This window comes from Ottowia sp. SB7-C50, from assembly GCF_033110285.1.
GTDB lineage: Bacteria > Pseudomonadota > Gammaproteobacteria > Burkholderiales > Burkholderiaceae_C > Ottowia.
Window position 1 is genome coordinate 2140994 of sequence record NZ_CP136995.1, and the last position, 14179, is coordinate 2155172.

Below are 14179 nucleotides of genomic sequence, written 5' to 3' on the forward strand. Positions count from 1 at the left end.
CCACCCGTACCCGCCTTGACCGAAACGCCCTCTCCTGCCCTTCTCACCAGCCTCGTGTTCAGCCTGGCGCTGCTGGCCAGCGTGGCCGTCAAATACTGGCTGGCTTCGCGCCAGATGCGCGCCGTGGCCCGCCACCGCGACCGCGTGCCGGCCGAATTTGCCGGCGTCATCGGCCTGCCGGCGCACCAGCGCGCGGCCGACTACACCGTGGCCAAGCTGCGCTTCGGCGTGCTCGAGCTGGCGCTGGCCAGCGCCGTGCTGCTGGGCTGGACCTTGCTCGGCGGGCTGGATGGACTCAATGGCGTGCTGATGGACGCCGTCGGCCCGCGCCCGCTGCTGCAGCCGCTGGCGCTGCTGGTGGCGTTCGCGGTCATCAACGCGGTGATCGACCTGCCTTTTGCGCTGTACCAGACCTTCGTCATCGAGCAGCGCTTCGGCTTCAACAAGATGACGTTTCGGCTGTGGCTGGCCGACCTGCTGAAGTCCACCCTGGTGGGCGTGGTCATCGGCGTGCCGCTGGCTGCCGGCGTGCTGTGGCTGATGCAGGCCACGGGCGCGTGGTGGTGGCTGTGGACCTGGGGCGCCTGGGCGCTGTTCAGTTTGCTGATGCTGGTGATCTACCCCACCGTCATCGCCCCCCCTGTTCAACCAGTTCCAGCCGCTGCAGGACGAATCGCTGAGAGAGCGCGTGACGCAGCTGATGGCGCGCTGCGGCTTTGCCGCCAAGGGCCTGTTCGTGATGGACGGCAGCCGCCGCAGCGCACACGCCAACGCCTATTTCACCGGCTTTGGCGCCGCCAAGCGCGTGGTGTTCTTCGACACGCTGCTGAACCAGCTGACGCCGCCCGAAGTCGAGGCCGTGCTGGCGCACGAGCTGGGCCACTTCAAGCACAAGCACATCCTGCAGCGCATTGCCGGGCTTTTTGCGGCCAGCTTGGCCGGCCTGGCGCTGCTGGGCTGGCTGGCGCAGCAGCCGTGGTTCTACGCCGGGCTGGGCGTGGCGCCCAACCTGCCGCCGGCCATGGGCGGCGCGGTGCCCAACCACGCGCTGGCGCTGCTGCTGTTCATGCTGGCGGTGCCGCTGTTCACGTTCTTTTTGTCGCCGCTGATGGCGCAGCTGTCGCGCAAGCACGAGTTCGAGGCCGACGCCTACGCCGCGCAGCAGGCCAGCGCGCAGGACCTGGGCAACGCGCTGGTCAAGCTGTACAAGGACAACGCCAGCACGCTGACGCCCGACCCGCTGTACGTGCGCTTCTACTATTCGCACCCGCCGGCCAGCGAACGCATCGCGCGCATGGGCGCGCGCGTGCAGCCGGCTTGAGGCGCATTTTTTCGATCCAATGAGGCCCTTGCGCTGATGGAAAAACGGCTTTCAGCTATCGAAATTGAAGCATTCCTGGCACGTCACCCCGGCTGGGACTACCGCCCGGCCGACGGCGGCGCGCTGCACAAGACCTGGCGCTTTGCCGACTTCCACCAGACCATGGCCTTCGTCAACGCCGTTGCCGCCATCGCCCACGCGCGCGACCACCATCCTGACCTGCACGTCGGCTACGACCGCTGCGCCGTGCGCTGGACGACGCACGACGCCGGAGGCGTCACCGCGCGCGACGTGGCGGCGGCCGGCGAAGTCGACGCGCTGCCCGAAGCCGCCCCGCCCGCGCCTGGCGCTGCGGCGCGCGACTGAACCGCCGCATGGCCAAGCCGCGCCGCTCACCCCCCGCCACGGCGGCCAGCCTGCAGCCTGGTCTCGTCGTCAGCAGCCACGGCCGGCACTGCGTGGTCGAAACGCCCGAGGGCGAGCGCTTCATCTGCCACCCGCGCGGCAAGAAACTGCAGGTGGTGGTGGGCGACCGCGTCGGCTGGCTGCCCAGCCAGGACGAAGGCACCATCGAGCGCATCGACGAGCGCCGCAACCTGCTGTACCGACAGGATGAAGTGCGCACCAAGAGCTTTGCCGCCAACCTGGACCGTGTGCTGATCCTCGTCGCCGCCGAGCCGGAGTTTTCCGAACACCAGCTGGCGCGCGCCCTGATTGCGTGCGAGGCCGAGCACATCGAGCCGCTGATCGTGCTGAACAAGGCCGATCTGGCCGAGCCTTTTGCCCGCGCCTGGGTGCGGCTGGCGCCGTATCGCGTCATGGGCTACGCCGTGCTGCCGCTGGCCGCCAAGCCGCGCGGCGCGCTGCCCGACGGCGCCTGCTCGCTGGACGATCTGGTGCCGCAACTGACCGGCCGCACCACCCTCATCCTCGGCCCTTCCGGGGCCGGCAAGAGCACGCTGATCAACCGCCTGATCCCCGGCGCCGCCGCGCAGACGGGCGAAATCTCGCAGGCGCTGAACAGCGGCAAGCACACGACGACGACGACGACGTGGTACTGGCTGGACGACGCCAGGACCACGGCCCTGATCGACTCGCCCGGCTTCCAGGAATTCGGCCTGCGCCACATCGACCCGATGCAGCTGGCCGCCTACATGCCCGACATCAAGCCGCACGTGGCCGAGTGCCGGTTCTACAACTGCACGCACCTGCACGAGCCGGGGTGCGGCGTGCGCGCCGCCGTCGACCTGGATGCGAAATCAGCCGCCAGCGCTCAACAGATCAGCACACACCGCTACAAAATCTACAGCGATCTGTTTGGCGAGCTGACCAGCAGCGACGGGCCCAGGTAGTCTGCGTACAGCGCAACCCAGGCGCTCAACGCTGGCCCGGCTGCACCAGATCCATCCGCCTCTTGATCCGCGCCGCCTCAGGCGCATCACCGCGCTGCTCGGCCAGCCTCGCCTGCACGCCCAGCCACGCCAGCAGCGGGCGGCGCCAGCCCTGCTGCGAGGCTGTGTCCACCGCCTGATCGACCACCGCCGGGCTGGCCTGGGTGCGGCGCAGCAGCACGCCGGCAGCCACCAGTCTGCCGAGCGGGTCGTCGGCCGGCGGCAGTGCGGCGCTGGCCGCGCCGCTGGCGACGGCGCGGTGGTGCTCGAGCAGCAGCGCGGCCTGCGCGGCGGTGAGCACGCGGCCGTCCAGATAGTCGGCGTAGGCGCGCTCGGCGTCGCCCGCGTCGGCGCGCAGTGGCTCAAAGCCCGCGCAGGGCTCGAACACCAGGCTGGCGACGCGGGTGGCGCAGCGGTTGAGTTCGATGCGCGCGACCTGGTCGGGGCGGCCGGTGCGCGCGGTTTCGGCCCGCGCCAGCTCAAACTCGCGCGCTTCGACGCGGCTGTCGCCCTTGAGGTAGGCCTCGGTAAAGCGCTCGACGTGGCCGATGGCGTTGATCTTCCAGTCGGGCACTTTCGGGCCGCTGCTGCAGCCGGTCATGGATACTATCAATAACGTAGCTGCAAGCGCCTGTCGGACAAGCGCTGGCGGCTTGTTTGACTTGTATTTCGGTGGATGCGCCAGCCCCTCACCCCTGCCCTCTCCCCAGCGGGGCGAGGGAGAAAGACCGACGCTCGGGCGGCTGCGAGAGATCATGGCAACTTGACTTCCTTGTCCTTCGGCGCAAACGGCCACTTGCGGTTGATCTCGGTGATCAGCGAATCGATCTTGCGCAGGCTGGCTTCGACGTCGGCGCGCAAGTCGCCCAGGTTCGTGGTGGCCTGGTTGGCGTTGCTGGCCACGCCCTGCACTTCCTTCAGCACGGCATCGGCCTTGACCACGGTCTGGCGCACGTCCTGCAGCAAGGCGTTGAGCTGGCGCACGGCCGCTTGCGCGTCGGGCACCAGGCCGTCCTTGCCCAGCACCTGGCTGTCGGCCTTGCGGATGACGCCGTCGACCCGCACGGCCACGGCGTCGAGGTTCTTCACCAGCTGGTTGGTGCGGTCCAGCAATTCGGCCACGCGGCGGGCGTCGGCGTCGTTGCCGGTGACGGCGCCCATCAACCCGCCCTTGCTGCTGTTCAGGCGTTCGGTGAAGGTGCGGACCTGGTTCAGCGAGGCGTACAGCGCCGAATCGGCGCCGGTCAGTCGGTTGACGCTTTGCAGCACGTCGCGCGCGTCGGCCACCATCTTGGGGATTTCGGCCGACACGTCACCGCGCAGCACGACGCGTTCGCTGTTGGGCGGCAGCGGCGGGTCGTCCAGGATGCCCGAGAACGCGCGCAGGCGCGCCGCCCCGACGAGGCCTTTTTCCAGGGTGTAGACGCTGGACGTGCGCAGCCAGTGCGCCGACTTCACCGGCACGTCGACATGGATGCGCACGGTGCCGCCTTCGACCAGCTCGATGCGGCTGACGCGGCCGATGGGAAAGCCCGAAAACGTCATGTCCATGCCCACCACCACCCCTTCGGAGTCGTCGGTGGTCAGGTACACCTTCTGGGTCGCCTCGAACGCGCCGCGCACCCACATCAGGTACAGCACCGAGAGGGCGATGATGAGCACCATGAACAGCAGCAGCAGCGCGGCGCGCAGCTCCAGCGCACGCTGGGCGCGGCGCGAGGCGGGCGTGGCCTCGGCTTCGCGCGCGTCCAGCGCCACGGCCGCGGGCGGCTGCGGCTTGGGCAGGGGCGGCGGTGAATCGGGCGGCGGCGTGTTCATCGGTCCGTCAATAGTAATTGCCGACCAGCGAGGCGATCTCGATCACCAGCATCAGCACGAACATCTGCACCAGGCCCTGCAGCTCGACGCTGGTGCGCGAGGCGCGGCGCGAGATGTCGCGCAGCGCGTTGGCCACCGGCAGCAGCGCCACCGCCAGCGCGAACAGCAGGGTCTTCAGGCAGAAGATGAGCGACACCACCGGGTTGAAGATGTTGCCCACCGCATGGTTGTACGACGCCGCCCCCGCCAGGGTAAAGCCGTGCACGGCGATGTAGGCCAGCACCAGCGAGATCAGGCACGACAGCAGGGCCAGCAGCAGCACGGCGAACATGCCGGCCAGCACGCGCGGCAGCACTTCCTGGCTCAAGGGCTCGACGCCGCGGGCGCGCAGCGCATCCAGATGGCCGGCGCGGCGCAGCTTGTACAGCTCCGACCCGCCGGGGATGGTGTATTCGACGGCCACGTACAACGCGGCGATGAGCGGGATCAGTTCCAGCACCAGCACGCGCACCACGGCGTCCAGCGCGTACTGTGTCAATCCGTAAGCAAAGGCGGTGACCACCAGGATGCGAATCAGCACCACGTTGAACAGCGCCATCAGGATGGTGAAGCCCGGCATGCCGGGGCCGGAGGCGTAATAGACGTGGCGCAGCACCGCCTGGCGGCCCTCCGCACCGTAGCTGGACGGGGAAAACGCCAGCACCGCCACCTGCGCGCCGATGAAGATCACCGTCCACCAGCCGTACAGCCAGCGCACCGCCCCGCGCCCGACGCCCAGCAGCCAGCCGTACAGCGAAAACCCGGTGGTCATGGCCGGGCATGATACCCGCGGGCCCCGCGCGGCGTGCGCCGTCAGCCCGGCGCAAAACCGCTTCCGTAAGATTCGGCGCGCTTCGGAGGGGTCCCGCCAGCCGGGCGCAGTCGCCGAAAGCTCAAAAACCCGCGGTTAGAGGGTCGCGTCCACTGCTTTTACCGCGTCGCTGCGTTATATTGCACCGCACAACCGATCGAGAAGTTCTTTCATGCTCTATCAAATCTACGAGGCGCAGCGTTCGCTGCTCGAACCCTTTGCGGACATGGCCGACGCCGCCGCCAAGCTGTACGGCAACCGCCATACCCTGCTGGGCCAGATGCCCATGGCGCAGCGCGTGTCCGCCGCCTATGCGCTGTTCCATCGCCTGGGCAAGGACTATGAAAAGCCCGAATTCGGCATCCGCAAGGTCGAAGTCGACGGCGTCGAAGTCGCCATCGACGAGCGGGTCGAGATCGACAAGCCGTTCTGTCAGCTGCTGCGCTTCAAGCGCTTCTCGGACGATCCGGCCACGCTGCTCAAGCTCAAGAGCCAGCCGCCGGTGCTGATCGTGGCGCCGCTGTCCGGCCACTACGCCACACTGCTGCGCGACACCGTGCGCACCATGCTCGAAGGCCACAAGGTCTACATCACCGACTGGAAGAACGCCCGCATGGTGCCGCTGTCCGAAGGCGAGTTTCACCTGGACGACTACGTCAACTACGTGCAGGAATTCATCCGCCACCTGCAGAGCAAGTACGGCAACTGCCACACCGTCAGCGTGTGCCAGCCCACCGTGCCGGTGCTGGCCGCGGTGTCGCTCATGGCCAGCCGGGGCGAGAAGACCCCCGTCACCATGACCATGATGGGCGGCCCCATCGACGCGCGCAAGTCGCCGACCACGGTGAACAACCTGGCCACGCAGCGCAGCCACCAGTGGTTCGAGAACAACGTGATCTTCCGCGTGCCGCCCAACTACCCCGGCGCCGGCCGCCGCGTGTACCCCGGCTTCATGCAGCACGCCGGCTTCATCGCGATGAACCCGGACCGCCACGCCAGCAGCCACTACGACTACTTCAAGGACCTGATCAAGGGCGACCAGTCCAGCGCCGATTCGCACCGCCAGTTCTACGACGAATACAACGCCGTGCTCGACATGGACGCGGACTACTACCTGGAAACCATCCAGACCGTGTTCCAGGACTTCAAGCTGGTCAACGGCACCTGGGACGTGCGCTCGCCCGAAGGCAAGCTGGAGCGCGTGCGTCCGCAGGACATCACCGGCACCGAACAGCTGACGGTGGAAGGCGAGCTCGACGACATCTCCGGCTCTGGCCAGACCAAGGCCGCGCACGCGCTGTGCAAGGGTGTGCCGCGCCGCGAGGGCGACCACCTTGAAGTCAAGGGTGCGGGCCACTACGGCATCTTCAGCGGCCGCCGCTGGCGCACCGTGGTGTACCCGCAGGTCAAGGCCTTCATAGCCGAATTCCACGCCAAGGCCATGGCGTCGAAAGAAATCATGCCCGAGCGCATCCCCCTGCTGCCTGAGTCGCCCGCCGCGGCCCCGGTGGCACAGGACGCGCCCGCTGCCGCCCCGGTGGCTGCGCCCGCCCCCGCCAAGGCAGCCCGCGCAGCAGCCCGCCGCCCGCGCGCCGCCACCCCGGCGCCCAAGGCCAAGGCCGCGGCCCAGCCCGCCGTCAAGACCGCCTGGCGCACCGCCAACGGCAGCGCACCCGTCAACGCGGCCCCATCCGCCCCGGCCAACGGCCGCAATCGCGCTGCCAAGACGGCGCAGAAAACCCCGGCACGCCGCGCGGGCGGCGCATCGTCGCGCTGATGGCGCGGCGGGCCCGTGCCGCCCTGCAGCCAACGCCCGCCTTGGCGGGCGTTGCTGTTTGACGAAGGCCGCGCGGCATGACAAACGGCTACCCCTCCGCCCTGGCGCGGCGCCTGCTGGACGCGTTGCCGCAGACGCAATGCACGCGCTGCGGCTACCCGGATTGCGCTGCCTACGCGCAAGCCATCGCGGCAGGTGACTCTGCCATCAACCAGTGTCCGCCCGGCGGCGCCGAGGGCATTCGCCGCCTGTCCCGGCTCACCGGCCTGCCTGCCCTGCCCCTCAACCCCGAGCACGGCGCCGAAGGCCCGCGCAGCGTGGCCTGGATCGACGAGGCCTGGTGCATTGGCTGCACGCTGTGCATCAAGGCCTGCCCGGTCGACTGCATCGTCGGCGGCAACAAGCGCATGCACACGGTGATCGAATCGCAATGCACCGGCTGCGAGCTGTGCATTCCCGCCTGCCCGGTCGACTGCATTGCGCTGGAAAACGTCACCGGCCAGCGCACGGGCTGGGACGCGTGGTCGACGCAAGACGCCCACGCCGCCCGGGAACGCTATGAATTTGTGAGCTTGCGACGCAAGCGGGATGAGCGCCAGCACGCCGAAACGCTTGAAAAAAAGGCCGAGCACAAGCTGGCCCACCTGGCGGAATTGACGCACACCGACAGCGAGGCCGAACTGGCCCGCAAGCGCGCCGTTATCGAGGCCGCGCTGGCGCGGGCGCGGCAAAAACGCGATACGTGACGCGCTTCAGCGCAGCTGCGCGTTCAGCTTGTCCAGCGCCGCCGCGCCGGGGCACAGGTCGGCCTTGCCCAGGCTGTTGAGCGGGCGTGCGCTGGTGTTCTGCGAGGCATGCAGGTCGCCCGCTTCGGCTTCGACAAACAGCAGGCCCGTGAGCAGCTCGCCTTCGGCGGCGCGGGCGTGCATGTAGCTCATGGCGGCCACGCGGTCGGTCGGGTCGTAGTCGGTGTGCAGCTTGCGCAGGCGCAGGGTGGTGCCATCGTGCTGTTCCACGTCGACCACCTCGCCCGGCTGGATGGTGGCGGTGATTTCTTCGCGGCCCGTGATGAAGTCGATGCGGCTGACGGCCTCGTTGTGTTCGCGCACCCAGTCGTAGCTGCGGGTGCTGCCGGCGTGGTTGTTGAACGTGACGCAGGGGCTGATGATGTCGATGAACGCCGCGCCGCCGTGGCCGATGGCAGCCTTGATGAGCGGCACCATCTGCGCCTTGTCGCCCGAGAAGCTGCGCGCCACGAAGCTGGCGCCCAGCTGCATGGCCAGCCCCACCAGGTCGACCGGGCTGTCGGCGTTGACGACGCCCTTCTTGCTCTGGCTGCCCTTGTCGGCGGTGGCCGAGAACTGGCCTTTGGTGAGGCCATATACGCCGTTGTTCTCGACGATGTAGACCATGTTGACGTTGCGCCGCATGGCGTGCGCGAACTGGCCGAGGCCAATGGAGGCCGAATCGCCGTCGCCCGAGACACCCAGGTACAGCAGGTCGCGGTTGGCCAGGTTGGCCCCCGTCAGCACGCTGGGCATGCGGCCGTGCACGGTGTTGAAGCCGTGGCTGGCGCCCAAAAAGTAGTCGGGCGTCTTGGACGAGCAGCCGATGCCCGAGAGCTTGGCCACGCGGTGCGGCTCGATGTCGAGTTCCCAGCAGGCCTGGATGATGGCGGCCGAGATCGAATCGTGGCCGCAGCCGGCGCACAGCGTGGAGACCTTGCCCTCGTAGTCGCGCCGGGTGTAGCCGACCTTGTTGCGCGTGAGCGAGGGGTGGTGCAGGCGGGGTTTGGCGATGTAGGTCATGCCTTGCTCTCTTGCGGTGAAACCACGGCGTCGTGCACATGGTCGGTGATGTATTCGGTGATGAAGCGCGCGGTGATCGGCGTGCCGTCGTAGTGCAGCACCTTCTGCAGCTTGGCGGGGTTGATCTCCAGTTCGTTCACCAGCAGGCTGCGCAGCTGCGCGTCGCGGTTCTGCTCGACCACGAACACCGTCTCGTGCGCGTCGATGAATTCCTTGACGCTGGCCGGGAACGGAAACGCGCGCAGCCGCAGCGCATCGAGGTGGATGCCCTGGCCAGCCAGCACATCCAGCGCCTCGTGCATGGCCGGGCTGGTCGAGCCATAAAAAATGACGCCCAGCCGCGTGCGCTTGGCGGCCGGGCGCGGCACCGGCTGCGGCACCAGCGTGGCGGCGGTGGCGAACTTGTGCAGCAGGCGCTGCACGTTGTAGATGTAGTCCGGCCCGCGCTCGGAATAGCGCGCATAGGCATCGCGCGTGGTGCCGCGCGTGAAGTAGCTGCCGCGCGTGGGGTGCGTGCCGGGCAGCGTGCGCCACGGGATGCCGTCGCCGTCCACGTCCTTGTAGCGGCCGAAGTCCTTGTGCTCCAGGTCTTCGGCCGTCATCACCTTGCCGCGGTCGTAGTCGCGCGCGTCGTCCCAGGTCAGCGGCTCGCACAGGCGCTGGTTCATGCCGATGTCTAGGTCGGTCATCACGAACACGGGCGTTTGCAGCCGGTCGGCCAGGTCGAGCGCGGTGGCCGTGTGCTCGAAGCATTCCTTCGGGTCTTCGGGGAACAGCAGCACGTGCTTGGTGTCGCCGTGCGAGGCATAGGCGCAGGCCAATACGTCGGCCTGCTGCGTGCGTGTGGGCATGCCGGTGGACGGGCCGCCGCGCTGCACGTTGATGATGGTGACGGGAATTTCGGCAAAGTAGGCCAGGCCGATGAACTCCGTCATCAGCGACACGCCAGGGCCTGATGTGGCGGTAAAGGCCCGCGCGCCGTTCCAGCCCGCGCCCACCACCATGCCGATCGAGGCCAGTTCGTCCTCGGCCTGCACGAAGGCATAGTTGTGCCGACCCTCGGCGTCCACTCTGAACTTGTTGCTATATTTTTGATACGCCTCGGCCACCGACGTGGACGGCGTGATGGGGTACCAGGCGCACAAGGTGGCGCCGCCGTACACCGCGCCCAGGCCGGCGGCCGTGTTGCCGTCGATGAAGATGCGCTGGCCCACGCGGTGCGCGCGCTCCACGCGGATCGGCAGCGGGTGCTTCAAGTGTTCCCTGGCAAAGTCGCGCCCCAGGTTGAGCGCCTGCACGTTGGAGGCGATCAGCTTTTCCTTGCCCTTGTACTGCTCGCCCAGCAGGCCTTCGATGGCCGCCGGGTCCATGTCCAGCAGCACCGACAGCGCGCCCACGTACATGATGTTCTTGAACAGCTGGCGCTGGCGCGGGTCGCTGTATACGGCGTTGCAGATTTCGGTCAGCGGCATGCCGATGACGGTGATGTCGTCGCGCAGCTCACTGGCCGGGCGCGGGCGCGTGCTGTCGTAGAACAGGTAGCCGCCCGGTTCGATCTCTTCCACGTCGGCGGCCCAGGTTTGCGGGTTCATGGCCACCATCATGTCGATGCCGCCGCGCCGGCCCAGGTAGCCTTTTTCGCTCACGCGCACTTCGTACCACGTGGGCAGGCCCTGGATGTTGCTGGGGAAGATGTTGCGCGGGCTGACCGGCACGCCCATGCGCAAAATGGCCTTGGCGAACAGCTCGTTGGCGCTGGCCGAGCCCGAGCCGTTGACGTTGGCGAACTTGATGACGAAGTCGTTCGTCGCAGTGATCTGTGTCATGCCGCGGTCCTTTCTGCGCAAACCACCACCGGATTGATCGCATCGCCGGCCTTGGCCGTATTCAGCAGGAATTTCTGCATGTCCCACGCGCCGGTCGGGCAGCGCTCGGCGCACAGCCCGCAGTGCAGGCACACGTCTTCGTCCTTGACCAGGATGCGGCCGGTCTGCAGCATCTGCGAAACAAAGATGTCCTGGTCCAGGTTCTCGGCCGGCGCGTTCAGGCGCTGGCGCAGTTCGGCCTCGGTGCCCGGCGCGGTGAAGGTGATGCAGTCCATCGGACAGATGTCGACACAGCCGTCGCATTCGATGCACAGCTTTGGCGCGAACACGGTCTGCACGTCGCAGTTCAGGCAGCGGCCCGCTTCCTTGAACGCGGTGCGCGCGTCAAAGCCCAGTTCCACCTCGACCTGGATGCTGGCCAGCGCCTTTTCGGCCTTGGCCCACGGCACCTTGTAGCGCAGGTCGTTGCTGGGGTCGTTGTCGTAGCCCCATTCGTGGATGCCCATCTTTTGCGACATCAAATTGGTGCGTGGCGGCGGCTTGGCGGTCACGTCCTGACCGTTCAAGGCCAGGTCGATCGACACCGCCGCCTCGTGGCCCTGCGCCACGGCCGTGATGATGTTCTTGGGGCCATAGGCCGCGTCACCGCCGAAGAAGACGTTGGGCACACTGGACTGGAACGTGCCCTCCTTCAGCACCGGCAAGCCCCACTTGTCGAATTCGATGCCGCAGTCGCGCTCGATCCACGGAAAGGCGTTTTCCTGACCGACGGCGATCAGCACCTCATCGCAGCCGAAGAGCACGTCCGGCTCGCCCGTGGGCACCAGGCTGCGGCGACCTTTGTCGTCGTATTCGGCGCGCACCACCTCAAACGTCATGCCCGTCAGCTTGCCGCCTTCATGCACGAAGGCCTTGGGCACGTGCATGTTGATGATGGGAATGCCTTCGTGCTGGGCGTCTTCCTTTTCCCAGGGCGACGCCTTCATCTCGTCAAAGCCTGAGCGCACGATGACCTTGACGTCTTCGCCGCCCATGCGCCGGGCCGAGCGGCAGCAGTCCATCGCGGTGTTGCCGCCGCCCAGCACGATGACGCGCTTGCCGACTTGGGTGACGTGCCCGAACGACACCGAGGCCAGCCAGTCGATGCCGATGTGGATGTGCTTGGCCGCTTCCTGCCGGCCCGGAATGTCCAGGTCGCGCCCGCGCGGCGCGCCGCTGCCCACGAAGATGGCGTCGTAGCCTTCGGCCATCAGCGCCTTCATCGAATCGATGCGCTGGCCGCTTTTGAACTCAACGCCCAGCGCAAAGACGTAGCCGGTTTCCTCGTCGATCACGCTTTCGGGCAGGCGAAAGCGCGGAATCTGCTGGTGCATGAAGCCACCCGCCTTGCGCTCGCCGTCGAACACCGTCACCTGGTAACCCAGCGGCGCCAGGTCGCGCGCCACCGTCAAGGATGCCGGCCCCGCGCCCACGCAAGCAATGCGCTTGCCGTTCGACGGCAGCGGGCGCGGCATGCGCGCCACCACGTCGTCCTTCAGGTCGGCCGCCACGCGCTTCAGGCGACAGATGGCGACGGGTTCGGGCTTTTCGGCGTTGGCCTCTTCCACCCGGCCGCGCCGGCAGGCCGGCTCGCACGGGCGGTCGCAGGTGCGCCCCAAGATGCCGGGAAACACGTTGGACACCCAATTGACCATGTACGCATCGCCGTATCGGCCCTGCGCAATCATGCGGATGTATTCGGGGACGGGCGTGTGCGCGGGGCACGCCCACTGGCAATCGACGACCTTGTGGAAGTAGGCCGGATCCTGGGTATCTGTGGCTTGCACGGAATATCTCCTCACCCGGTGCAAAGGCTTCTTCATGGCCTTGGCGCTGGCCGGATACCCCACAGTCTACGACGACACCGGCCCCGCCCGGCTGATCCAGCGCATTTGTGCGCGCTGTCAGCGGCTGGCGACGCCGTCCTACGGGCGCACGCTGGTGGGCGCGGATAGAGTCGTCTCGCCGCTTAACCCTCGCAAGACAAGGCGGCGCACCTTTATCCACCACCAGCCCGAATGGGGTGGCCCATGCCTACCCGCCGCAAGAAGAAGATGCTCTGGACCATCGCCATCACCGCGCTCGTGACTGTGCTGGCCGTGGTCCTGGCGATGAACTTCGCCACGCCCGAGAAGAAGCTCGAGCGCAAGATCGACCACCGCTACGCCATCAGCGCCCCGCAATACCGGCGCGAGATGAGCGTGATGCTCGGCCCCGCCATCGTCGGCGGCAACCGCGTCGAAGAATTGCAGAACGGGGACGAGATCTTTCCCGCCATGCTCAAGGCCATTCGCGCGGCCAGCAAGACCATCACCTTCGAGACCTACATCTACTGGTCGGGCGACATCGGCAAGGAGCTGGCCGAAGCGCTGGCCGAGCGCGCCAAGGCGGGCGTGAAGGTGTCGGTGCTGCTCGACTGGGTGGGCAGCATCAAGATGGACGAGGCGCTGATCCAGACGATGAAGGATGCCGGCGTGCAGGTGGAGCGCTACCGCCCGCTGCACTGGTACAACCTGGGCCGCATGAACAACCGCACCCACCGCAAGCTGCTGGTGGTGGATGGGCGGATCGCCTTCACCGGCGGCGTGGGCGTGGCCGAGCAATGGACGGGCCACGCGCAAGACCCGGACCACTGGCGCGACATGCACTTCCGGGTGGAAGGCCCGGTGGTGGCGCAGTTCCAGGCTGCCTTCAACGACAACTGGATCAAGACCACGGGCGAAGTGCTGAACGGCGCCGACCACTTTCCGCCGCCGCAAAAGGCGGGCGACATGGACGCGCACATGTTCATCTCGTCACCCGCCGGCGGCAGCGAGAGCATGCACCTGATGTACCTGATGGGCATTGCCGCGGCCGACCGGTCGATCGACCTGCAGGCGTCGTACTTCGTGCCCGACGAGTTGATCCACAAGGCGCTGATCGCGGCGCGCCAGCGCGGCGTGAAGGTGCGCATTTTGGTGCCGGGCGAGCACATCGATTCGGACACCGTGCGGCTGGCCTCCAAGGCCGAATGGGGGCCGTTGCTGCAGGCGGGCGTGGAGATCCACGAATACCTGCCGACGATGATGCACAACAAGCTGCTCATCATCGACCAGGAAATGACGTCGGTCGGATCGACCAACTTCGACGTGCGCTCGTTCCGCCTCAACGACGAGGCGAGCCTGAACGTGTACGACCGTGGCTTCGCGCAGAAGATGACGCACGTGTTCGAGGAAGACCTGAAGCACACCAAGCGCTACACCTTCGAGGTGTGGGAAAAGCGCCCGGTGAAGGACAAGCTCATCGAGCGCTTCGTACTGCCAATCAAGTCGCAGCTCTGATTGCTATCTTTTAAATAGCTTCTCGCGCC

11 protein-coding genes and 1 pseudogene are annotated in these 14179 nt (G+C 67.4%); 6 read left to right on the forward strand and 6 right to left on the reverse strand.

From position 1 onward, the window contains the following. The first annotated feature begins 15 nt into the window (after window positions 1-15). The 3 genes and pseudogenes from R0D99_RS10165 (at window position 16) to rsgA (ending at window position 2673) form a co-directional block, all read left to right on the forward strand. Window positions 16-1321, forward strand: a pseudogene (locus tag R0D99_RS10165) (M48 family metallopeptidase). A 36-nt stretch (window positions 1322-1357) separates the two neighbouring features. Continuing rightward, window positions 1358-1687: a 4a-hydroxytetrahydrobiopterin dehydratase gene (locus tag R0D99_RS10170; protein WP_317748136.1), complete on the forward strand. Its 330-nt coding sequence runs from the start codon at window positions 1358-1360 to the stop codon at window positions 1685-1687. A gap of 8 nt (window positions 1688-1695) precedes the next feature. After that, the gene (gene rsgA, locus R0D99_RS10175) at window positions 1696-2673 is read left to right on the forward strand and encodes a ribosome small subunit-dependent GTPase A (protein ID WP_317748137.1); all 978 of its coding nucleotides are present in this window, start codon (window positions 1696-1698) and stop codon (window positions 2671-2673) included. Window positions 2674-2698: 25 nt separating this feature from the next. On the opposite strand, the gene R0D99_RS10180 is transcribed toward rsgA, so the two are convergent. The 3 genes from R0D99_RS10180 to R0D99_RS10190 all read right to left on the reverse strand — a co-directional run bounded on the left by R0D99_RS10180 (window position 2699) and on the right by R0D99_RS10190 (window position 5341). Next, a complete protein-coding gene (locus R0D99_RS10180) occupies window positions 2699-3313 on the reverse strand; it encodes a hypothetical protein (protein ID WP_317748138.1) in 615 nt (204 codons plus the stop codon). 152 nt (window positions 3314-3465) lie between these two features. Beyond that, complete coding sequence (locus R0D99_RS10185) at window positions 3466-4530, reverse strand: MlaD family protein (RefSeq protein ID WP_317748139.1); 1065 nt, start codon at window positions 4528-4530, stop codon at window positions 3466-3468. A 7-nt stretch (window positions 4531-4537) separates the two neighbouring features. Then, window positions 4538-5341 (reverse strand): MlaE family ABC transporter permease, encoded by an 804-nt coding sequence (locus R0D99_RS10190; protein ID WP_317748141.1) that lies wholly within the window; start codon window positions 5339-5341, stop codon window positions 4538-4540. Between the two features lie 211 nt (window positions 5342-5552). On the opposite strand from R0D99_RS10190, the gene R0D99_RS10195 reads away from it, so the two are divergent. Then, window positions 5553-7157, forward strand: coding sequence for a polyhydroxyalkanoate depolymerase (locus tag R0D99_RS10195; protein ID WP_317748143.1), 1605 nt, complete (start codon window positions 5553-5555; stop codon window positions 7155-7157). Between the two features lie 77 nt (window positions 7158-7234). Then, on the forward strand, window positions 7235-7903 hold the full coding sequence (gene rsxB, locus R0D99_RS10200) for an electron transport complex subunit RsxB (RefSeq protein WP_317748144.1): 669 nt from the start codon (window positions 7235-7237) through the stop codon (window positions 7901-7903). A gap of 6 nt (window positions 7904-7909) precedes the next feature. Here the strand turns inward: rsxB and R0D99_RS10205 are convergent, their stop codons facing one another. Genes R0D99_RS10205 through R0D99_RS10215 form a run of 3 tightly spaced genes read right to left on the reverse strand, consistent with a single transcriptional unit; the run spans window position 7910 to window position 12617 of the window. Further along, window positions 7910-8965, reverse strand: a complete 1056-nt coding sequence (locus tag R0D99_RS10205) for a 2-oxoacid:ferredoxin oxidoreductase subunit beta (RefSeq protein ID WP_317748145.1) — start codon at window positions 8963-8965, stop codon at window positions 7910-7912. Further along, window positions 8962-10791 (reverse strand): 2-oxoacid:acceptor oxidoreductase subunit alpha, encoded by a 1830-nt coding sequence (locus R0D99_RS10210; protein WP_317748146.1) that lies wholly within the window; start codon window positions 10789-10791, stop codon window positions 8962-8964. The genes R0D99_RS10205 and R0D99_RS10210 overlap by 4 nt, the downstream gene beginning before the upstream one ends. Next, complete coding sequence (locus tag R0D99_RS10215) at window positions 10788-12617, reverse strand: FAD-dependent oxidoreductase (RefSeq protein WP_317748147.1); 1830 nt, start codon at window positions 12615-12617, stop codon at window positions 10788-10790. Before R0D99_RS10215 ends, R0D99_RS10210 begins: the two co-directional genes overlap by 4 nt. Before the next feature lie 243 nt (window positions 12618-12860). Between R0D99_RS10215 and cls the strand changes: the two genes are divergently transcribed. Beyond that, window positions 12861-14150 carry a cardiolipin synthase gene (cls, locus tag R0D99_RS10220; RefSeq protein ID WP_317748148.1) on the forward strand — a complete coding sequence of 430 codons (1290 nt, stop codon included), beginning with the start codon at window positions 12861-12863 and terminating at the stop codon, window positions 14148-14150. Window positions 14151-14179 lie beyond the last annotated feature (29 nt).